Origin of the sequence: Sphingobacterium bovistauri (genome assembly GCF_020295405.1) — a bacterium.
In the GTDB taxonomy this organism is placed as follows: Bacteria; Bacteroidota; Bacteroidia; order Sphingobacteriales; family Sphingobacteriaceae; genus Sphingobacterium; species Sphingobacterium bovistauri.
The window spans coordinates 24,977-46,994 of sequence record NZ_JADEYP010000003.1 but is presented as its reverse complement, the minus strand read 5'-3'; the positions used below and the strand labels follow the sequence as shown (position 1 = coordinate 46,994).

Below are 22,018 nucleotides of genomic sequence, written 5' to 3'. Positions count from 1 at the left end.
TCTCTTCTAAATAATTAAAAACCTATATTAATCCCTAAGCTGTAATTTTTCGGAATTGTTGTATTCGAATCACCACTTTCAGGATCACGTCCCTCCCACCTTTTATCTGCAAATAGAAATAAGTTCTCTGCTTGGAAATTAATACTGAAAGTCTGCATTTTCAGCTTGCGGGTGAAGTTTTCAGAAAATAAGTAGTTTATATTTAAGCTTCTCATCCTAATATTTTTGGTGGGAGCTGTTCTTAAGTCTGAATAATCGTATAATTCCAAATTATCTTCAGGAAAATCTAGCAAAGATATTTCTCTGTCAATCTCCAATTTTTTTTCAGCCTCATTAAATCTATCTCTATTATACATTACAGGAATGGTTGTATTCAATTCATCCCCTGGCTTTCTCCATCTATTCATCACATCTCTAGACACATTAACAAAAGGATCAAATACTCGATAATAATTTTTTCTATAGTAATTTGGAAGTCTCGAAGCTCCACCTAATGCATACTGAAATCCTAATGATGCATATATTCTTTTATAGCGCAAAGAAAGATCAAAACCACCAGAAAATTTAGGATCTGTTACACCTGAATAAACTAAGCCAATCTCATCTTGATATAGACTATATCTTTTTTCACCATCCTTATTGTAATACATAGCAAATCCAGATTCAGGATTTAATCCCGCAAATCTATAAGAATATAATGCACCTATTGGTTCACCTTCTACTAGTGCTGTACCAGCCAATTTTCCAGCGTTTGTTATATTAAGTTCCTTATTTGCTTCTACCAGCACATTCTTATTATATGAGGCTATCAAATTAACAGATGCTGTAAAATCTTTGGATTGATAAGGTACAATTCGCAAATTACCTTCAACACCTGAATTATCGATTTTTCCACCATTAATTTTTACTGTATTAACACCCATTACTTGAGACACCTGCTTATTTAAAATAATGTCTGTTCCGCGTTTTTTATAAATGTCCAATGTACCTGATATATAATCTAAAGAAGTTGACTCCGACCTTCTAAAGAAGGAAAAATCTAATCCAATATTATATGATTTCGTTTTCTCCCAACGCAAATCTTCATTAGCAAGATATTGGAATTGCGACTCGTTCATTCCTGTTATTGGATTAATTGGCTGCACTTTTATTATTAAGTCTGGAGAACTTGATTTATCGATATTTCCTTGTATACCATACGAACCACGTATTGCCAATGCGGATATAATTTTTGAATCCCTTAAAAATTCTTCATTCGAAAATGTATACTTACCCGCTACAGACCAAATAGGAAGAAATCTATATTTCGGATTACGACCGAAATTATTGGTACCATCAGCCCTAATATTCCCATTGAATGTCAATTTATCGTTATAGGTATACGTAGCTGTCCCTAACCACGAAAGTGTATTATTGATATTATCTGTCACAACAGGTCTTAGTGACTGAACTGCTGTCACATATGCTGTTGTCATAGCAGGTGAGATTGTATTTCCACGATCTGGCTGCCAACCATAATACACACCAGAAAGTCCTGTATATTTCAAACTCCTAATCTCTTGAGCAGCCATCGCACTTACATAGTGCTTATTGTTAAATAGCTTATTAAACTCTAAACTGTTTCTTACTGTATAAGATGCTTTTCGGGAATCACTATTTGACAATATACCTCCCCATGGAAGAGGTGATCTTTGAAAATCTGGAGAACCCTGAACCAAGGTATTTGCGTTATATTGACGAATAGTGGCAACATAATTAGATTTTTCTTTAGCGCCACTTACAGCATTGTTAAGTCCTAAATCGTAACCTCCCAAAAATCTATACTTTAGGAATGGGAAAAGCTTATATTCTAAACGAAGTTGAGTTGTCAGGTTTGTATTCTTACTAGAAGCTGATGTCAATTCTGTCTCATTAAGTATGTTGTACAGCAATTCTTCTCTAGGAGCACTAAACCCACCCATTTCCTGATTTTTTTGTTGCGTCTCATAGAAAAAATAGTCACCATTTGGGTGGTATACAGGCAGAGTCCTGGTAGTTTCATAAGCATACTTATTAGGATTTACTGAAGAATGGAAACCTACACCATGACCGTTAGACGCATTGATTTGTACACCCACAAAAAACTTATCTGTTAGCCAACTATTTAGCTTTGCCATTCCCGAAAAGCGATCTTGCTTACTTCCTCTAGCTGTCCCCATCATATCTGATGCCCCTAAAGAGACATAATACGTCGTTTTATTAGCTCCACCACTTAAGTTCACAGAATGATTGTTCGTAACTGGATTTCTAAAAAGTATATCATACCAATCGGTATTTACTTTTGCCATACTATTGACTTCATTTTGAAATTCATCATAGGTCAACTGCTTGTTAAGGTATTTGATATAAGCACCTTCATAACCATAGTTACTTGGAGAACGACTAAATACATCATAATCTTGAATAATCTCTTGAGACAGCTTTATACGCTCACCAGAATTCATTAAGTTCAGATCCGAATAACCGATCCGCTCACTCATACTTAAACTACCTGAGTAATTAATTTGTGGTCTCCCTACGGCACCTCTTTTGGTCGTAATGACGATTACGCCATTAGCAGCACGTGCACCATATATTGCTGTCGCTGAAGCATCTTTCAAAACTGTAATAGTCTCAATATCCCTAGCGTTGATACCAGCAATGGCATTACCTACTAAATACTTTGCATCTGGAGAGTTAATATTTGATAAGTCAACATTGACTGGATCCTCCAAGATAATATCATCCAAAACCCAAAGGGGAGCACTTCCTCCAAAGATCGAGGAGGTTCCGCGTATACGAATCTTAGGCGTAGCACCTGGCTCTCCAGAAGATTGTAAGGACATTAGTCCTGGTACTTGACCTGCTAACATTTGGTCCACAGAAAATTTTGAATTTAACTCGACATCCTTCATTTTTATCTGTGTTACGGCACTCGCGAGTTCTCTTTTAGAGAGAGATTGATAACCTGTAGAGATGATTACATCCTCTATCTCGTTATTTACTTCTTCTAATGTTACGTTTATATAGCTATTTGATTTTTTCGCTATGACTGAATAAGGAATAAAACTCAAATGTGATACGGTAATTTTATCCCCATCATTAACATTCGCTAAAGAGAAAGCTCCTGAATTATCTGTTACTGCAGAGCTTTTTGTGGTTGAATTCATTACAACAGCTCCAGCAATAGGCTCTCCACTTTTATTTAAAACTTTACCATTTAGCACCCATTTAGCTTGCGTAGATATGTTCAGATTCTTTGATTTGATAATAATTATATTATCGTTGATAGCATAATCCAAATTGTTGTTTTTCAAGCAAAAATCTAGTACTTGCTGCAAAGTGGCATTTTTGAAATCAACATTAATCTTGCCTTTGCTCAAGATTAAAGATTGGTCATAGACTATATCATACTTTGATTGCTTTTGTATTTCTCCAAACACAGACTCAAGCGATACATTCTTCATATTCAAAGACATCTTTTGTGCATATGCATTAGCAACAAAACCTGCCAATAGAAATAATAAGAAATAATAATACTTCATATATTAATAATTTAATTAGGCTTGGACATATGGGATGTCCACATATTTAATGATTAGATTATAGTGTATATTTATCATCCATAGTCATTGACTAAAGGCTAATAAAAACTTCAATTCTTAAGGACTCTTATTCATTTTCTTTCTTTTAATAAACAATCACTTTATTCCCCTGTATTTTAAATTTAACTGGGCCAATCGCTTCTATTGCATCCAATACTTTCTGCAAACTATTATCGTGGGATATCACTCCACCTAGTTTCAACTCCATTGAAGCCGTACTATTGTACTGAATGTCGACAGCATACCATCTCGAGATTTGACGCATTACATTGTCCAATTTCTGCCCCTTTAAAACGAAATAACCCTGCACCCAACCAATGCCATCCTTATGATCGAATGATCGCTTGTTCATAAATCCTGTTTGTAGATTATATTCACTCTGATCACCAGGAGATAATATTATTTTAGTAGACTCAGCAATTGAACTAACCTCAACTTTCCCCTCTAACAAGGATGTAACAACCTCAGCGTCGTCGGCATAAGCTTGTACATTGAAACGGGTACCTAATACTTTTATACGCTGTCCATTTGCCTCCACAACGAATGGCGCTTCAGCAGATTTGGTCACTTCAAAATATGCTTCACCTTCTAAATGAACTTGTCTCCCCTTACTACTAAAGTGCGACGGATATTTTAACTTAGAGTCTGAATTTAACCATACTTTAGTCCCATCGGGGAGCTCTACTTTATACTTACCTCTTTTTGGCACATGAAGAGTCAATTGTTTTACGTGCAGCTCAGTATCAGTCATGACGTCTCCAAGTTCTGTTACCATTCCTCCACTTAAATACGAGATACCATTTGATTTTGTAATTATTCCATCTTCAGAATTATCCAAAACAATGTCTTTCTCACCATCAACACTTAGATAAGCAATGTTTGAACCAGGAGATATATCCTTTGATTCAACAACATATGTTTCTTTAGATGGCTTAATTACATTGTAAAATATTAAGCTAATAGCTAGCACCGCAACTAGCAAAGCAGCTATTTTCAAGAGAAATGAAAACCCTAAATCTTTTCTCTTTAGAGGCTGCAAAGTAGTTTCGTTCCTAGCTTTTGTATTCTGAATTCGATTGAATACGACGTCTAATTCGTGTTGACTTTCATTATCAGTTTGCATCATTCCATCAAATTCTTCAAATAGACTTTCACATAATTCCTCTTCAATGATATCCTTGTTAGACACATCTTTGAAATAAGCATAAAGCAGCCCAAAATCCTTTTCAGAAAGATTATTATCCTTTAATGATTGAATAAGGTCTTTTATGTGACTTCTATTTTGCATACCCGTTTATATTAAGACACTTTGGTTAATTGAAATATCTGCTCTACTTTTTATTTTTATTAAAAAATTATTAGTCATGTAGTATTATCTCTAATTTTTAGCAAGAAAATATTGGAAACCACGCATACAATAGTAATTGTAAATCAGATACTTTGAGAATTATTACTAATTTAGCTTATATTATTTTTATTATTAATAAACAAATCAATAATGAACCTAAAGGATGGAGAAAAATTATTCCTATTACTTAAAAGCGGTGATGAGCAGGCCTTTAAGCAACTGTATACAGTATACAGCCCTATCCTATATAACAACCTTATTAAATTAACTAAAGACAAAGAAGCTGCACAAGACTTATTACATGATATATTTATTTCGCTTTGGGATAAGCGAGAGTCAATAGAGATTCACACGTCATTCAAAACCTATTTGCTTATAACTGCGAAGCATATGGTTTTCAATTTGATGAGAAGGAAGATTGTATCCGAGAAAGCAGAAAAGTACTTAAAACATGCAAATTCTGAGTACTATCAACACATTGAAGAAGCCATCATACACAAGGAAACATCTGAATTAATGGACAAAGCTGTAGATTCTCTTTCTACTAAACGTAAAGAAATATATAAACTATGCAAAGAAGAGAACAAAAGTTACGCTGAAATCTCATCTATTTTAAATATATCTACATCTACGATCAATGATCATATGGTAAAAGCTAACAAACAAATAAAGGAATACCTAACGCAATACAATAATCTATACCTAATCCTTATATACGTATTCTTTAATGAATCATAGCTGAAAATACTGACATCGCACCTAATTAAGCTTTTCTATCGTCAAAAAATATTTATAAAATAAAAAGCAGTAGCTACTTTGATGTTGCTACTGCTTTTTATCGATGTTGAATTATCGAATAATCTGAATCATTGTGCCACGACTCAGCCTTACTACATTATATTTTGTGTGAATTACCTATAATACGGTTTTTCGTTTTCAGTGCTTCATTTTTCACTGCTATTGGTGCATTAGATTTTATAACTTCTTCACAAGCTTTTACAATAGTGTCACGTTGATAAGACAACTTAAACCATCCCATAGCTTCTAAAGCAGCCACTCTAATGGCATCCGAATTTTCGCTATCTGTCACCACTTCAATCACTTGAGGAATTACCGAATGATGTCTGTACAATCGTAACGAAGTAATTTCACTCAATCTTTCCTTCTCAGGCATATCTTTATTCACTAAATCCTTAGCTAATCCATCAACTTTCTTCGCATAAGAATCTACTTGTTTAGTCAACCTCTCTGCCAATTCTTTCCCTCCTACTACAGATGGGTTATTGCGAATCTGGCTATCAATCTCTTTTTTAGCTAATTCCGTATTCAAAAATTGCAACGCCCAATTAGCGCGATACATTAAACGCTCTGAATGTGGATCTGAAACATATAAATTAATTAAATCCTTTACAAATTCATCCGAACCAAAATCGGTCAAATCATAAGTAGCCATACGACGAATAAACTCATAAGAATCATTTTTAGCCGCATGAAGTACTTCGATATAATCTTTGTTCTCAAAATGACTCAATAACTTGAATGACATCATTCGTGTCGGTTCAAAACTAGAATTGAAATAGTAATCTTTCAAGATTGGTGACACTTCCTTCTCTGATAGCAGTTGACTTAATTTCACCATTGCTAAAGATTGTAAGTCGGCATCATTTTCCTTCAAGACATTTTTCCAGTATGATACTGATTTGTTTAAGAAACTTGCTTCATTTAATTCTTTCGATTTCGCCGATGCAAAATGATATGTTGGATCACCTAGGACATGTGTTTCTAAGTATGCCGTATGCTTCAACCAATTACCGATTCGAAACCCATTACCCAATAAGCCTAACAATTCAGAAGCCCACATATCTTGTAAGATACCCACTGAACTAGCAATGGCCGCCACATTTTGGTTATTAGAAAATGGATAATACCCTCCGATATAATTATCCAGGTGAAACGATCCCATCAAACATGAGTTCAAGTATACTAATTTGGCTTGAATATTTGCATCTTTCAGATCTTCCATCTGTATATCCAAGTTTGCATTATAAATAGAATCTTCCAGAATTGATTTTTCATCAAATGAATCTTCGAACCATTTATCTGATACACCCAAAGAAGTTTTAAAACCTTCCTTTACCTTCTCTACATCACGTCCATCTTCCTTTGCTGAACGCATCTTAGAGCGTAAATAACGAGCAACATTTTCCATTGAAGGTTGGGGAGCCGTAGCATACGGATATCCGTTTATCATTTGCAACGTAGTAGTCCCGTGGCCTGTCATATAAGCAAAGTCAAGACCTTCACGCTTTAATTCTGTCAGTAGGTTAAATTTCATAAACTCTGCATTACGGTAGCTTAAGAATTTAATTGACCCTCCTGGTTTGAATAAGTTAGGAAATTGTGATTTTAAAGAACTTGATTCCCCTAAAACTGAATTTACAGCATTTGAATTATAACCATGTCCATGAGACATAACCATATCATCAAGTTTTTGATCCTGTGAACGTATAGCAACAACTTTAATCAAATAATCCTTGATCTTTTGTACCATATCCTCACCTTTTACTACTGGAGGCTTAATACGTCCAGTGTATATATCCATTCCAATAAATTGAGGAGATTCAGCTTTCAAAGAGTAATAATGATACAACTCACGACCTTTTGCTGTATCCTGCTTTAGGTATTCAAATTCTAAATCAAAATCATCATAATAGCGATCTGAAGGCACAGATGATCTATCCCAACGGATTCGTTGATTCATTTTGAATGCTGACGTCAAAGATTGTGCATCGCGAACCATTGGAATTGGAATATTTCCAACAAATACCGCACCCTCTAATGGTGATTTTTTATCCGAATAAAGCTTTTTTAAAGTTTCTTTAATCTTCTCAGGAGATGTCCAATTGTCATATACTACATAAGTACCTAGACCATCTTTCTCTACAGACTTTTTGTACGCATTTATCTCATCTTTAGCTGATGAATAAGTCGCCTTATCAACGATTATAGCAAAGCTTGTTTTTGATTTAATCGTTGGCTTTTCAATTTCCTGAGCATGCGCAGTAAAGCCTCCTACGACTAATAATGCCCCTACAATTCCCTTTATGTTTCTCATATCTAAACCCAAATTTCTAAAATAAAAACCAATTACTAAAATGTAAGAATACCCAATGACAACTGCCAATCCAAACGATGCATTGATTTACTAAAATATTCTACACTCTTTCCTGGTTTCGTATAATTCTCCGATAGCCTAATGTAAAGATTTGTATTGTTCTTAGATTGTTTAAAATTATACTGTATCGATGCCGCTATATTGAAATAATCTGCGCTAAGGAATGAATTCGTTGGGTACAATATATTATGAGCAACAAAATTTGTTGAATAGCTTTTTTCAGAGTAAGCGAATTCAGCGTCTATACTTTGGCTGATGGAAGGATTCAACTCTACCAAAAATGCAGAACCATTATTAAAATGAAAATACTTTTTAAAATTCAGACCATAAGTCAATCTGTCAACAGTTTGCTGGCTTTGATTTGCGGCATATTTATTATCCCATCCAGAATAAGCCAAAGATCCACCTAAATTCCAATCCAAAACCTCTTCTTTAGATTTAGAGAAAGTATAATTCAAATTGGCATTTGTAACCAAATTCGTATTAAATACTTGTGCGAATAGAGTCACAAACTGACGTGTATCATTGTCTTGGTATTGATGATATTCCGTATTATCTATGTTTTGTTGAGACCACGCTAAGTCAAAACGATGTGCATTATTTCCGTTTTTCAAGACAGCCTCTGCATTTGCACCATACTCCAAGTACTCATGCTTGCCGGCTTCTTGCGGATTACTAGAACCATCTCTAGCACTTTCAGAGTTATAGTTGGTAAATCCTTCGGCAAAAAACCTTAATTTTTCACCTTTGAAAACATATTGCAATGCCCCTCCATATTTGTTGCCTTCATATCTTCTAGTGATACCTGAACTTCCAATAAAATTTGGGACAGAGCCAATATATTCACCTAGTCCAATTAACTTGTACATATTGTGCACGGTGTACGAATTTACATTTTCTACCGAAAAATCTTCCACAAAATTATGATACAACCCATTGATACCTATAGCATTGACTTCATTAATAAGATAAGTTGCAGAAGGCGTCAATACTAAATTATTATTTGTATTTAACGGTCTTGGATCACGCTGTCTTGCTCCTGTAGCTACATTATACTTAACGCCCAGACCAAATATAAACTCATTTGCTACGATAGGAGAAGCAATTTTGGCTTCTAATGCATAATTTTGTTTGTTCCAATCTCCGGACAACGAGTCAACGATAATAAAAGGATTTAGACGTAGTGGGTTTAATTGCGTTGTATTGTTCACCTCCTTTTCTGCACCAAAATTCAACCCAAACTTGCCGTACAATCTCCAATTTTTTAAATCTTGATATCGCTCTGTTTCAAAACCTCCAAAATTTCTTTTTCCAGCCAATAATGGATGTTTGAAATTTCCAGTTGTTTGATTAAAAAATATCTTAGAGTCTCCTGCTTCAATGGGATCATTGGTATTTAACAATGACGCATTTGAACTTCTCAAACCCACTTCTTGAATTTTATATTGCTCCAGAACTGTAGAAGAATTTTGTGCATATGCACCTCCTACACTTGATAAAAAAACAAAACTATATAATAACTTATTACGCATAATTAATTCCATTTTCGAGGTGATGCCACTGGATTCATTTCAAAATCCACAGCAGAATTATTGGTGTCCATAAATATTGTTCTTCCCTCTACCACTGATTTCACTTTACGACGAACAGAATACCCCTTCAATGTGGCTCCGGTGTATGCCATACTGGCATCTACTGTAGCTGGCAGTCGCTTGTTACTTAAAAAGATAGATGAATTGGCCGTAGCATCTACACCATCTATAATCTTTTCAACAGGCACTCCCATATATTGTGTTGTCCCAGCTGTCCTTGCGTCTGGCTCAAATATAACTGGTAATTTAGAAGTATCATCAACCTTGAAAATCACCATTCCAGCTCCATTTATACCAATATTCCAGTCAAAGCCGGCTGTACTACCCGCATGAACATGAAGCATATTAGGTACGTCAGGAAAATCTATATCTGGTTGATTGGAAGGGAATCTCCAATACACCTCATAATCCGCATCCCCAAGATCCACAGGTGAATTCTTATTACCATTAGGATCTGACTTGTGGTTAAAAGCATCCAATGCAACAACCAAAGATTCTCCAGGCTGAAGATATTTAGCAGCACCATTTGATGGGATCATAAACACCTGATTTAAATACACTTCATTCGGATGAACTGTCAAAAAATTATATGGAGACGAAGCTGCCGTATTATTAGAAGCTGCCGAACGTGTTGCTCCAATAAATAAACTGTCTACGCGAATAGCTTCGTTTGAATTATTATAGATTTCTGTAAAACCGTCATAAATATATCCCGTAACTGCGCTGTAATAAAACTCTCGAATCACCAATCCGCCAGCTCTACTACTATTCAATTTAAGAATTGCAGATTTAGAACCATCTACCACTAGCGGAGACAGACTACCATTTACAAATATCTCTTGATCATATCCAGCTATCTCAAAAGCAACAGTTGGTTCATAAGCCTTTGAAGCCGTAACTGTATAGGTTCCCGGAATCACGTTTGCGACAACTTGTCCTCTTTCATCAGAAGTAAGATTTGTTTGATCTCCAGTAATATTATTTCGTAAAGTAACATCAATACCTGATGGTACTTTACCATCCACAAACGTATCTGGAAATTCCAATTGCAATTGAAGCTGAACCGAATTTATCTCTTCAAAATCTTTTCTACAACTTGTGAAAATTGTAATTATTGTAAGACAATAAAGACTGATTTTTTTTATATTTTTCATAATACATTCTAGAACTTGATAGACAATTCACTTCCAAAGAAAATAGGAATATTACGTTTCACATATTGATTTGGATAACGTGTATTTTCTACATATGGACGATTGTTGGTAATGTTATTGACATAAAATGAGAAGCCATAATTTTTCCCAAACTCCTTGGTTACTTTAGTATTGAATAACCATAGTGGCTTCCACGATTCTGTTAAATAATAAGCATCGGCTACAGGTAAGTACAAACCTGATGATGCTGGTATATCTGCTATTTCTTGATCTGACAACATTGTTACCTTGCCAGCAGCACTAGGAGCAATATCAATCAACCCATAAGGTTTACTAGTGTAATTGATATATTCATGTTGATCTACCCAAATAGTTTGAGCCGTTAATGTCACTAACAAACGAATCTCTGGGATCTGATGAATTGCACGTACAGTAGTCACGAAACGTGAACTTTCGGCACCACGCCCCTCAAATACACCAAGTTTATTGTAAGGTTGGTTGGGTAAACGACGTGCATATACAAATGGATTATTTTCAACACTTTTTGAGTAATTATATGCTCCATTGAATGTAAAAGAAGTACGCAAAGGCTGAACTCTGCCAAAATCAAAATCGAATTCTACCCCTTTATTGACCACACTTACATTATTGCGCGGAACATTATAATCTACCACAAATAATGAATCCTTGACTGTTGAGCTTAACACAGGCTTTTCCCCTGCATTTTGTGATGAAACAGAATACATAGGAATAGTTGTGAAATTATAATATTGGTACATATCCAATCCATTATCCACTTTTTCTTGATAGAATGTCAATGAGAACTTCTTATAATCTAAACCAAGCTCAGATTTTTTAGATTTCACCATCTCCAAACTAGGATTTTCGGCAGAGAAAACACGCGTTGTCATCATCGCCAATTGCTCTCTCGGATCTTGTTTATAATGATTTAAACTAAATACGTCCACATAAACCGGATCAGGATACATATATATTAAGGAAGGCGCTTTTGCACTCAACCCATAACCACCTCGAATCTTGAGATCAGTAAATAGCTCATAAGAAGCATTAATACGAGGTGATAATGCGTTCTTCTTATCAGAACGGAAAGGTTGTACCACATCATAGCGTAATCCAGCAACAACATCTAATGGTCTTCCAAATATATCTGTAGACAATTTATCTTCTACGTAAAAAGCGACCTGCTGCATCGCCGGTATATCAGAGAATTTACGAGGTCTAAACCCTAGTCCCCCATTTACTTTCGGAGGCAGTCCGTCTGTAAAATATTTACCCTCACCAAAGTTTTTATCTAATGTATAAGTTCCTCCTACCACGAATGCATGTTTAACAGATCCTGTCGAGAAATAAAAGTTATCAGAAAGACGTGCTTGCAAATTAAGTGGCTTTCCTTTTAAATATAGCTTCTGCAAGTAGCTAGACGGCAAATAACCTACTTCTTGCGTAATATCAGTTAAACTGGTTGATACAGCAGATAGTTCACCTAGCGTTTGCTGTTGCTGAAAACCATTTTGAAAACCTAATTGTGCAGATAAAACATAATTAATATTACGGGCAAACTTTTTATCTAAGTTCCAACGACCATTTGTTGAAAAACGCAAATCATAATTCTCTGATTGGTTAATGACTTGATTCACGGCTAAATCTGGGTCAATCTTGCTATCATCATAATAGCCACCAAACGCCAAGGTAGTATTTGTATATAAATTCTTATTGTGACCAATAGTATTCGTGTATTGAATCGAAGTATTAAAACGTTGGTAGGATTCACTTGATTGGATCTGTCTATTCGCAGCATGCGTATAATCAAAATCAACAAATAAAGCGCCTGCATCTTTTCCTACCCCAAATCCTTGTCCTACCCAAGCTTGTTTCAATGTTGGATTTAATCTAAATTTGGCTTGCAAAGGTTGAACCGCAGCTTTCGTTTTCACATCAATAACACCTGATGTTAAATCACCATATTCTACAGATGGAATACCACGGATGATTTCTATAGACTCAACATTATCTGCAGTCAATTGTCTTAAATCTGTTCCTTTACCTGTCGCATTAGAAAAACTTGACGAGATACCTCCAGTAGCTGTATTTACAGCCTGCATATCCGCATTATTCGATAATTGAGCACCGTTCACCAAAACAGAAGTACCCAATGCAGCTACATTACCGCTTCTACTGTCGGATACTTGACGAATGCTTGGTGAATTTACCCCCGAAAAAGATGGGTTAGCTATGGTCTGTCCAGGCAACAATTGCAAAACCTCAGCTATACTCGTGGCTTGTAAGTGTTCGATTGCTTGTCGAGATATAAAGGTAGATGTTGCTCCCTTTACATTAGAGCGCTCTCCTACGACTTGTACCCCCTCAATGGCAATAGAATTCTCCTTTAAATCAACAATAATTGTCTCACCTATTACAGCTTTAACTTGTGTCGATTTCATACCAGTATACTGTATGCTCAGCGTATATTCACCCTTAGGAATATTTTTAAATTGGAACTCACCCTTATTATTCGTCGCACTTACCAATTGCAACTCAACAATTGAAACTGTTGCTCCAACTAAAGCTTTTTGCCCAGATAGCACTTTCCCCTTTATCTCTACAAAAGATTGATTTTGAATAATATTTGTAGCATTCGAATTTGCTAGTGATTTACTTGTAATTAATAAATTACCCAAGAGAGTAATTGATAGAAACACTTTTTTCATATGCAGCTTGAATTGAGGCAAATATACGCTATTTAGAATAAAACTAAATAAGTTTTTGAACAAATCCAGCATAATTATTCATTTAAGACACTTAGAATCCGACATTGCCATGTACACGCAAAAAAATTACACTAAATTTAGAAATACACCTCAATAAGTATCACAAACAAAACTCATCAACTACCTAGAAATGATTAACTTTGTGGGTTATGCAAAAAAATAAGGATTTTAATCCCAAATCATATATCCAAATTAAGGGTGCTCGCGTCAATAATCTGAAAAATATTGATGTCGAAATACCTAAAAATAAGTTAGTCGTGATTACTGGCATGTCTGGCTCAGGAAAGTCTTCTTTAGCCTTTGACACATTATATGCCGAAGGCCAGCGTCGATATGTAGAAAGCCTATCGTCATATGCACGACAATTTATGGGGCGCATGAATAAGCCAGAAGTAGATTACATCAAAGGAATTGCGCCTGCAATTGCTATAGAGCAGAAAGTGATTACTTCTAATCCGCGCTCTACAGTAGGTACCTCTACAGAAATATATGATTATTTGAAATTGCTTTTTGCGCGTGTCGGTAAAACATATTCTCCAATTTCTGGAAATATTGTAACCAAAGACTCTATTTCAAATATTGTTGACAAAATCATTTCACATGAAACAGATTCGACTATTACAATATATAGCCCATTATTAGGGAATAATAGAAAATTAAAAGAAGAATTATCCCTTCTTCTGCATAAAGGTTTTGTTAGGATTCTTTTTGAAAATAGCATTCAGAAAATCGAAAGCATTCTTGAGGATAAAGCAGTTTCAAACAAAGACTTCAAAAACAGCGACATACGAATTGTCATCGATAGGGTACGATTGGATGGTGATGACGAAACGACTTCAAGATTAGCGGACTCTATTCAGACAGCATATTTTGAAGGCAAAGGAGAATGTTATATTGATATCAATGGAGAAGTATATCATTTTTCAGAAAAATTTGAATTAGATGGAATTCTATTCGAAGAACCTTCACCAAACTTTTTTAGTTTCAATAATCCTTATGGCGCATGCAAACGATGCGAGGGCTATGGTAAGATCATTGGAATTGACCCAGATTTGGTAGTCCCCGACAAAAGCAAATCTGTTTATGATGGTGCTATAGCGCCATGGAGAGGTGAGAAAATGGGGATTTGGTTAGAAACTCTAGTACGTACTGCAATCAAATTTGACTTTCCTATTCACCGTGCTTATGCAGATTTAACACCTGCTCAGCAAGAATTACTATGGACAGGAAATAAATATTTTAAAGGTTTGAATGACTTCTTCACTGAACTAGAGGAACAGACCTATAAAATACAATATCGTGTCATGCTCTCCCGTTACCGAGGAAAGACAGATTGTCCTGAATGTAAAGGGACACGTCTTCGCAGTGATGCTGGGTATGTGAAAATTGCACAAAAATCAATTTTAGATTTAGTGCTTTTACCAATAGACCAACTATTAGAATTTTTCAAAGATCTAGACTTAAATACCAGTGAACAAATCATTGCAAAACGTCTTTTGACTGAAATTACAAATCGTATTCAATTCCTATGTGATGTAGGCTTAAGCTATTTGACATTAAATCGCCTAAGCAATACTCTCTCGGGAGGTGAATCTCAACGCATTAACTTAGCTACATCTTTAGGAAGTTCTTTAGTAGGTTCGATTTATGTATTAGATGAACCGAGTATTGGACTACACCCAAAAGACACGAATAGACTTATAGGGGTATTAAAATCTCTTCGTGATATTGGTAATACAGTAATTGTAGTAGAGCATGAGCAAGAAATGATGGAGGCTGCTGATTACCTCATCGACATTGGTCCAGAAGCAGGTATCAATGGTGGTGAAATGGTATTTGCTGGTATTTACGATCAAATCGTCAAAGACAAAAAATCGTTGACTGGTCAATACCTTAGTGGACAGTTACAAATTGAAGTACCAAAATCACGAAGAAAATGGACAGACAAAATCACAATAAAAGGGGCGCGTGAAAACAATTTGCGTGGTATCAATGTTGATTTTCCATTAAATGTATTCACCGTTGTGACAGGCGTATCTGGTTCAGGTAAAACATCACTCGTCAAACGTGTCTTATATCCAGCTCTCCAGAAAACTTTAGGAAATTATTCTGGAGAACAGACGGGACAATTTGACGGGATCGAAGGAGATTTCAGCCAAATAGAACAAATAGAACTAGTGGATCAAAATCCTATTGGCAGGTCTTCACGTTCCAATCCAGTGACCTATGTAAAAGCTTGGGATGAAATTCGTTCTTTATATTCAGGTTTGCCCGCTGCAAAAGCCAACGGATTAAAACCAGCAGCATTTTCATTCAATGTAGAGGGTGGACGCTGTGATGTGTGCCAGGGGGATGGTGAAGTAAAAATCGAGATGCAATTCATGGCCGATATTGTGTTACCATGTGAAGCCTGTGCCGGCAAACGTTTTAAAACGCATGTTTTAGATGTCACTTACAAAGAAAAATCTGTTTCTGATATTTTAGATTTAAGTGTAGATGAAGCTTTAGATTTTTTTGTGGATCAACCTAAAATCATGGCAAAATTAAAGCCTTTGAAAGATGTAGGTTTAGGATATGTCAAAATGGGGCAATCATCAAGTACTCTATCTGGCGGTGAAGCTCAACGTATAAAATTAGCTTCATTCTTAATTAAAGGAAATAACAGCAAAAAAACATTATTCATATTCGATGAGCCTACTACAGGACTTCACTTTCATGATATACAAAAACTATTGCGATCATTTAATGATTTAATAGCTTTAGGCAATAGTATTCTAGTTATCGAACACAATATGGACATGATTAAGTCAGCGGATTGGGTTATCGATATCGGTCCTGAGGGTGGACAACGCGGAGGTAATATTGTATTTACAGGTTTACCCGAAGATTTAGTGAAATGTGAAGAAAGCTATACGGGTCAATATTTGAAAAATCATCTTAAATAATTAATATAAAATATTTTAATTTACCCATCCAAAATGAAAAAAAAGCTTTTAGCATTAATCTTAGCGCTTTTAAGTCTTTCAAATACTATGCAGGCGCAAGTCGAAAGGCCAAAACTCGTGGTTGGGCTAATGATCGACCAAATGCGTTGGGATTACCTGTATACTTTTGCAGACCGATATAGTAATTATGGATTTAAAAGATTACTAAAGGAAGGCTTTTCTTGCGAAAACACAATAATCCCATATATCCCTACCTATACCGCTATCGGTCACAGCACAGTATACACAGGATCGGTACCTTCAATTCATGGTATAGCTGGTAATGATTGGATTATTCAATCCACGGGGCAAGAGATGTATTGTACGGAGGATATTAACGTAGAAGGCGTAGGATCTAAAGCCATTGAGGGTAAACAATCTCCGAGAAACTTATTAGCATCAACAATCACTGACCAATTAAAATTAGCAACGAATTTTAAATCTAAAGTTGTTGGAATTTCTATTAAAGATAGAGGAGGCATACTACCTGCTGGTCATTTTGCTGATGCCGCTTACTGGTTTGAGTCTAAATCGGGAAATTGGATTACCAGTACTTTTTACATGAATAACTTACCAGAATGGGTTAATAAATTTAATAAACAAAAGCTGGCTGAAAAATACTTAATGCAAGATTGGAATACACTCTATCCAATTGACACCTACACAAATAGCATCAATGATGACAATACATACGAGGGTAAATGGGCGGGAGAAAAATCTCCAACTTTTCCACGTAAAACTTCAGAATTAATGAAAGATGCAGGTCTTGAATTGATCAAAACAACACCTCAAGGCAATACATTTACATTAGATTTTGCAAAATCAGCTATAGAAAGTGAAACTCTAGGTAACAACCCTACAAAACACACCGATTTTCTATGTGTAAGCTTATCTGCCACGGATTATGTAGGACACCGATACTCTTTATCAGCTGTAGAAATCGAAGACACCTACCTTAGGCTGGATAGAGATATTGCCGATTTTCTGCAATATTTGGATAAAACTGTGGGGCAAGGGAATTACACTTTCTTTTTGACATCTGATCATGCTGCCTCTTACAACCCATTATTCTATACCGATCAAAAAGGAAACGGAGGCTATTTATTCTTACGACAAATACAAAAAGATATAGATGCCGAATTATCAAAAATATTCGGTCAAAAAGGCCTAGTAAATAGCTTGATGAATTACCAAGTCCATCTGAATAATAAGGTGATTGATTCTCTGCAGTTAGATGCAGAAGCTATTAAAAAAGTTATCATTAAGAATTTGAAAAAACAAGATGGTATAGCGTATGTAGTTGATATGGAAAATGCAGAAAACATGTTTATTCCAGCACCACTTCGCGAAAAAATCATCAACGGATACAACCGCAAAAATAGTGGTGTTATTCAAATAATTGCCGAACCACAATGGTATTCTGGCACACCTCGCAGCACGGGTACCACACATGGAGTATGGTCTTCATATGACTCACATATTCCGTTGATTTTCATGGGTTGGGGTATCAAGCCCGGAACTAGCAACAAAGAAGTCTATAGCACTGATATAGCGCCAACTCTAGCATCTCTACTTCATGTCATGGAACCAAACGCCTCGATTGGAAAACCAATTGTTGAAGTCTTAGGTCAATAAACAATAAATTTCGTATTTTTGATGGTTAAATCACGATCTTATGATTTCTAAAAAGACAAAATACGCCATTAAAGCCTTAATGGTTTTGGGAAGAAACTATGGAAAAGAACCAATGCAAATTGTTAAAATTGCAGAGGAAGAAGGTATCCCGAAAAAGTTTCTTGAGCAGATTTTGTTAGAAATGCGTAATGCGGGCATTCTATATTCTAAAAAAGGTGCTGGAGGCGGCTATAGCTTGAATAAAGCACCTGAAGACATTTTTCTTTCACAAGTAATGCGTTTGATCGACGGCCCTATTGCCTTGCTACCATGTGTTAGTTTAAACTTTTATCGTTCTTGTGACGAATGCACAGAGGAACATGCCTGCGGTATACGCGATACATTTGTTGATGTTCGTAATGCCATGCTACAAATTCTAAACGACACAAGTATCGCATCCTTAATAAACAAGGAAAAAGAATTGGGTTTTAGCCTTGATAATTAAAAAACTTTTCTAGATAAAAATAAAGCCCTTGATTTTCAAGGGCTTTATTTTTATCTAGAAAATGCAACAATTAAAATGCATTCTTCCACATCATACTTTCTACTGGACGAATAGTCTTGTTGTTATATTTCGCATTTCCTTTGCTATTGTAGAATGTTTCGATATCTCCTTCTACTACGAAATAAATCAACTGACCTATAGGCATACCCGCGTATACACGCACTGGCTGCGCTACAGAAATTTCTAATGTCCAGGTGTTACAAAAACCAACATCACCTTTACCTGCTGTAGCGTGAATATCAATCCCTAAACGACCAGTACTAGATTTGCCTTCTAAAAATGGTACGTGACTATGCGTTTCAGTATACTCAACAGTTACACCCAAGTACAATTTTCCCGGTTCTAATACATACCCTTCTGCCGGTATTTCAAAATGTTGAATCTCATTATGCTTTTTGGCATCCAAAACATCGTCCTTGTACGTAGCTAAATATTTACCTAAATGTACATCATACGAGTTCGTACCTAAACATTTTCTGTCAAATGGCTCGATGACAATGCTTCCATTCTCTATTTCTTCTAGAATTCTTTTATCGGATAAAATCATACGGATTAATATTACATTGGCACTAAACCAAATAGGTTTCAAAAATACAGTATTACACCAACCCAAACAAGTAAAAGCTACTATATCTGTTTTTTTATCTTTTCTTTCTTTGTACATTTGAACATGGCCTTAGTTTACCTTAGAGAATTAAATGAACAAACAAAGTTCGCAATTTGGAAGATAGAAGAATCAGCCGAAGAATTAGTTGCAAAATTGCAGCTGGATGAGGAAGAGCAAGAAAAATTGCACCAACTTAGCAAGGGGAAACGTACTTTACATTGGTTAGCAACTCGTGTACTATTAAGATATTTATTACAAACGAACGAATATATTCATTGTCCTTCAGACACTAATGGGAAGCCTTATTTGCCAGACTATCCCTACAAAATATCTCTCACGCATTCCTTTGATTATGCTGGTGTAATGCTAAGCACAAAAGGTGAATGCGGAATTGATTTGGAAATCATCATGGAAAAAGTCGTACGTATAAAAGAAAAGTTCTTAAAACCAGAAGAGCTCTCATTCATACAGCCTGAACATGAGGTACTGCAATTATACGCTTGCTGGTGCGCCAAAGAAGCCGTTTACAAGCTCCAAGGCAACAAAGGCGTATCTTTCTTAGTTGATATGACCATCAAACCCTTTAATTTTAAACCACAAGGTGTCATGCTGTTAGACCTAGCTAAAGATGGAATAACCTCGACTTACGAAGTTTATTATGAGCAATTTCAAAACTATATGCTTGGGTTCGCTGTAGAATAATTTACTCTACCCTTTCTTCTAACATTTGCTTTTTTAAGGAAAGTCGCTTATTCGCTTTATATATTTTTACCGCAATTAGAAAATACGACAACAACAACGGACCATATACCAATCCCATTAACCCAAACAAAGGAATTCCTATCACTACACCAACTACCGTTATTATTGGGTGAATATCACCAACCCGCTTAGCAATAACTAGACGTAAGACATTGTCAATATTGATTACCAAGCCAAAACCCCAAATTAGCAAACCTAGCCCCTGCCAAGTCATACCTTGTGATAATAAAATTACTGCCGCAGGTACAAATATCAATGGAGGACCTAACAAAGGGATAAACGATAAAATGGCACAGATAACTCCCCAAAAGAAAGCATCGTTTGCACCAAATATCCAAAATCCTAACGCCAAACAAGCCCCTTGCACAATCGCTATAAAAGTCTGTCCTATTATATTTGAGTAGGTAATGTTTTTTAATTCTTCACCAAAAACAGTTGCATTTTCTTCATCAAAAGGCATATAATGAATAAAGCTGTTTTCAAAACCCTTGTAATTGATAAAAAGAAAATAGAGAATAAAATACATGACCGAAACTTCCAAAAAAACATTAGCTGCACCACCCAAAACGAGAGTTAATAATTCCCCTAAATAGGCCGCACTAGACTCCAATTGTTCCTTAATAAGATCTGGTTTCCCCAATTTCTCCCCCGCAAATTTATTCACTGCATCAATAAGCTTATTTATCCATTCTGGATTGTTCTGCAACTCCATCGCCTTATTAACGAGCATAGTACCTATACCGACAAAAGGTAATACAATAATAAAGACAGAAATAATAATGATAACAATCGCAGAAAGGGATTTTGGCCAACGCCATTTTTCAATTAGAAAAATATTAAGGTTACGAAATAGGGCATACATAACAAAGGTGCCTAAAAAAGCACCATAAATACCTCTCATGGCGTATAATAAAATCGCCCCTAGTACCAAAACGATTAGGAGTATTATGATATTTCTTTCCTTCTGTGAAAAGACTGCATTATTATTCATAAAATGAGATTATATGAATAACAACAATATTTTAAAAGTTTGGTTTTCGTTTTTCTAAAAATGCAGTAACCCCCTCTAGCATATCATCCGATCCAAAGCTTTTACCAAATAATTCTATTTCCTTTTCAAAACCTTTTCCCGAATCTATGATACCTACATTTACAGCATCAATAGCTGCCGCAATAGCTGATGAAGATCTTGAATATATTTTCTCTAAAATCAAATTTGCTTTAGGTAATAATTCTTCATGGCTTTGTACAACATGATTTACCAGTCCCCATTGTAATGCTTCATGCGCGTCAATCACATCTCCCGTCATAATCATCTCCAACGCCTTTCCGCGCCCAACAAGTTGTGTCAATCGTTGTGTTCCACCATAACCTGGAATAATTCCCAACGAAACTTCTGGAAGCCCTACTTTTGCCGTTGCAACCGCGACACGTAAATGACAGGATAATGCCAATTCCAGCCCTCCCCCCAAAGCAAAGCCATTCAGCAACGCAACAATTGGCTTCTTAAAGTTATGAATCTTATTCATGACCATTTCATGCCCAAATCGAGACAATTCCATTGCTTCATCAACAGATTTTCCTACGAATTCTTTAATATCTGCTCCTGCGACAAATGCCTTTTCACCCTTGCCTGTGATGATTAATCCTCGTAGCGATGTATCCTCAGATATCACATCTAACGCAGCAGACAATTCTCTTAAAGTCAATGCATTTAATGCATTCAATTTGTCTTCACGATTAATGGTAACAATTGCAGTTTTGCCTTGTTTCTCTACAAGTATATTTTCATATGTCATCATACA

Annotated in this window: 14 protein-coding genes; 5 read left to right on the top strand and 9 right to left on the bottom strand. The window is 35.7% G+C overall.

Translation table 11 applies throughout. The annotated features are described in order from the left end of the window. Nucleotides 1-14: 14 nt before the first annotated feature. Both IPZ78_RS02395 and IPZ78_RS02390 read right to left on the bottom strand, forming a co-directional pair. A complete protein-coding gene (locus IPZ78_RS02395; protein WP_225551333.1) occupies nucleotides 15-3,563 on the bottom strand; it encodes a SusC/RagA family TonB-linked outer membrane protein in 3,549 nt (1,182 codons plus the stop codon). 145 nt (nucleotides 3,564-3,708) lie between these two features. Beyond that, a complete protein-coding gene (locus IPZ78_RS02390; RefSeq protein WP_225551332.1) occupies nucleotides 3,709-4,911 on the bottom strand; it encodes a FecR family protein in 1,203 nt (400 codons plus the stop codon). 210 nt (nucleotides 4,912-5,121) lie between these two features. Between IPZ78_RS02390 and IPZ78_RS02385 the strand changes: the two genes are divergently transcribed. Continuing rightward, nucleotides 5,122-5,709: an RNA polymerase sigma factor gene (locus IPZ78_RS02385; protein WP_225551331.1), complete on the top strand. Its 588-nt coding sequence runs from the start codon at nucleotides 5,122-5,124 to the stop codon at nucleotides 5,707-5,709. A gap of 157 nt (nucleotides 5,710-5,866) precedes the next feature. Here the strand turns inward: IPZ78_RS02385 and IPZ78_RS02380 are convergent, their stop codons facing one another. From IPZ78_RS02380 to IPZ78_RS02365, 4 genes are read right to left on the bottom strand one after another with little or no spacing between them, the layout of a single operon-like run. Continuing rightward, nucleotides 5,867-8,086 (bottom strand): hypothetical protein, encoded by a 2,220-nt coding sequence (locus IPZ78_RS02380; RefSeq protein ID WP_225551330.1) that lies wholly within the window; start codon nucleotides 8,084-8,086, stop codon nucleotides 5,867-5,869. A 35-nt stretch (nucleotides 8,087-8,121) separates the two neighbouring features. Further along, a complete protein-coding gene (locus IPZ78_RS02375; protein ID WP_225551329.1) occupies nucleotides 8,122-9,678 on the bottom strand; it encodes a DUF6850 family outer membrane beta-barrel protein in 1,557 nt (518 codons plus the stop codon). A 2-nt stretch (nucleotides 9,679-9,680) separates the two neighbouring features. Continuing rightward, nucleotides 9,681-10,892: a DUF4876 domain-containing protein gene (locus tag IPZ78_RS02370; RefSeq protein ID WP_225551328.1), complete on the bottom strand. Its 1,212-nt coding sequence runs from the start codon at nucleotides 10,890-10,892 to the stop codon at nucleotides 9,681-9,683. A gap of 8 nt (nucleotides 10,893-10,900) precedes the next feature. Then, nucleotides 10,901-13,621 (bottom strand): TonB-dependent receptor, encoded by a 2,721-nt coding sequence (locus tag IPZ78_RS02365; protein WP_225551327.1) that lies wholly within the window; start codon nucleotides 13,619-13,621, stop codon nucleotides 10,901-10,903. Between the two features lie 209 nt (nucleotides 13,622-13,830). On the opposite strand from IPZ78_RS02365, the gene uvrA reads away from it, so the two are divergent. The 3 genes from uvrA to IPZ78_RS02350 are packed head-to-tail and all read left to right on the top strand — an operon-like array spanning nucleotide 13,831 to nucleotide 18,784. Continuing rightward, on the top strand, nucleotides 13,831-16,626 hold the full coding sequence (uvrA, locus tag IPZ78_RS02360) for an excinuclease ABC subunit UvrA (RefSeq protein ID WP_225551326.1): 2,796 nt from the start codon (nucleotides 13,831-13,833) through the stop codon (nucleotides 16,624-16,626). Nucleotides 16,627-16,659: 33 nt separating this feature from the next. Beyond that, the gene (pafA, locus tag IPZ78_RS02355; protein WP_225551325.1) at nucleotides 16,660-18,300 is read left to right on the top strand and encodes an alkaline phosphatase PafA; all 1,641 of its coding nucleotides are present in this window, start codon (nucleotides 16,660-16,662) and stop codon (nucleotides 18,298-18,300) included. Between the two features lie 40 nt (nucleotides 18,301-18,340). After that, nucleotides 18,341-18,784, top strand: a complete 444-nt coding sequence (locus tag IPZ78_RS02350; RefSeq protein WP_225551324.1) for an RrF2 family transcriptional regulator — start codon at nucleotides 18,341-18,343, stop codon at nucleotides 18,782-18,784. A gap of 70 nt (nucleotides 18,785-18,854) precedes the next feature. On the opposite strand, the gene dcd is transcribed toward IPZ78_RS02350, so the two are convergent. Next, complete coding sequence (gene dcd, locus IPZ78_RS02345; RefSeq protein WP_225551478.1) at nucleotides 18,855-19,391, bottom strand: dCTP deaminase; 537 nt, start codon at nucleotides 19,389-19,391, stop codon at nucleotides 18,855-18,857. 123 nt (nucleotides 19,392-19,514) lie between these two features. Here dcd and IPZ78_RS02340 point away from each other — a divergent pair, with 123 nt between their 5' ends. Next, nucleotides 19,515-20,153: a 4'-phosphopantetheinyl transferase family protein gene (locus tag IPZ78_RS02340; RefSeq protein ID WP_225551323.1), complete on the top strand. Its 639-nt coding sequence runs from the start codon at nucleotides 19,515-19,517 to the stop codon at nucleotides 20,151-20,153. 1 nt (nucleotide 20,154) lies between these two features. On the opposite strand, the gene IPZ78_RS02335 is transcribed toward IPZ78_RS02340, so the two are convergent. Both IPZ78_RS02335 and IPZ78_RS02330 read right to left on the bottom strand, forming a co-directional pair. Further along, complete coding sequence (locus tag IPZ78_RS02335; RefSeq protein WP_225551322.1) at nucleotides 20,155-21,204, bottom strand: AI-2E family transporter; 1,050 nt, start codon at nucleotides 21,202-21,204, stop codon at nucleotides 20,155-20,157. Between the two features lie 31 nt (nucleotides 21,205-21,235). Further along, complete coding sequence (locus IPZ78_RS02330) at nucleotides 21,236-22,015, bottom strand: enoyl-CoA hydratase/isomerase family protein (RefSeq protein WP_317197565.1); 780 nt, start codon at nucleotides 22,013-22,015, stop codon at nucleotides 21,236-21,238. Between the last annotated feature and the right edge of the window lie 3 nt (nucleotides 22,016-22,018).

Coding starts and splice junctions, on each gene's coding strand:
- IPZ78_RS02395 (WP_225551333.1), bottom strand. CDS start 3,563: ATGAAGTATTATTATTTCTTATTATTTCTATTGGCAGGTTTTGTTGCT.
- IPZ78_RS02390 (WP_225551332.1), bottom strand. CDS start 4,911: ATGCAAAATAGAAGTCACATAAAAGACCTTATTCAATCATTAAAGGAT.
- IPZ78_RS02385 (WP_225551331.1), top strand. CDS start 5,122: ATGAACCTAAAGGATGGAGAAAAATTATTCCTATTACTTAAAAGCGGT.
- IPZ78_RS02380 (WP_225551330.1), bottom strand. CDS start 8,086: ATGAGAAACATAAAGGGAATTGTAGGGGCATTATTAGTCGTAGGAGGC.
- IPZ78_RS02375 (WP_225551329.1), bottom strand. CDS start 9,678: ATGCGTAATAAGTTATTATATAGTTTTGTTTTTTTATCAAGTGTAGGA.
- IPZ78_RS02370 (WP_225551328.1), bottom strand. CDS start 10,892: ATGAAAAATATAAAAAAAATCAGTCTTTATTGTCTTACAATAATTACA.
- IPZ78_RS02365 (WP_225551327.1), bottom strand. CDS start 13,621: ATGAAAAAAGTGTTTCTATCAATTACTCTCTTGGGTAATTTATTAATT.
- uvrA (WP_225551326.1), top strand. CDS start 13,831: ATGCAAAAAAATAAGGATTTTAATCCCAAATCATATATCCAAATTAAG.
- pafA (WP_225551325.1), top strand. CDS start 16,660: ATGAAAAAAAAGCTTTTAGCATTAATCTTAGCGCTTTTAAGTCTTTCA.
- IPZ78_RS02350 (WP_225551324.1), top strand. CDS start 18,341: ATGATTTCTAAAAAGACAAAATACGCCATTAAAGCCTTAATGGTTTTG.
- dcd (WP_225551478.1), bottom strand. CDS start 19,391: ATGATTTTATCCGATAAAAGAATTCTAGAAGAAATAGAGAATGGAAGC.
- IPZ78_RS02340 (WP_225551323.1), top strand. CDS start 19,515: ATGGCCTTAGTTTACCTTAGAGAATTAAATGAACAAACAAAGTTCGCA.
- IPZ78_RS02335 (WP_225551322.1), bottom strand. CDS start 21,204: ATGAATAATAATGCAGTCTTTTCACAGAAGGAAAGAAATATCATAATA.
- IPZ78_RS02330 (WP_317197565.1), bottom strand. CDS start 22,015: ATGATGACATATGAAAATATACTTGTAGAGAAACAAGGCAAAACTGCA.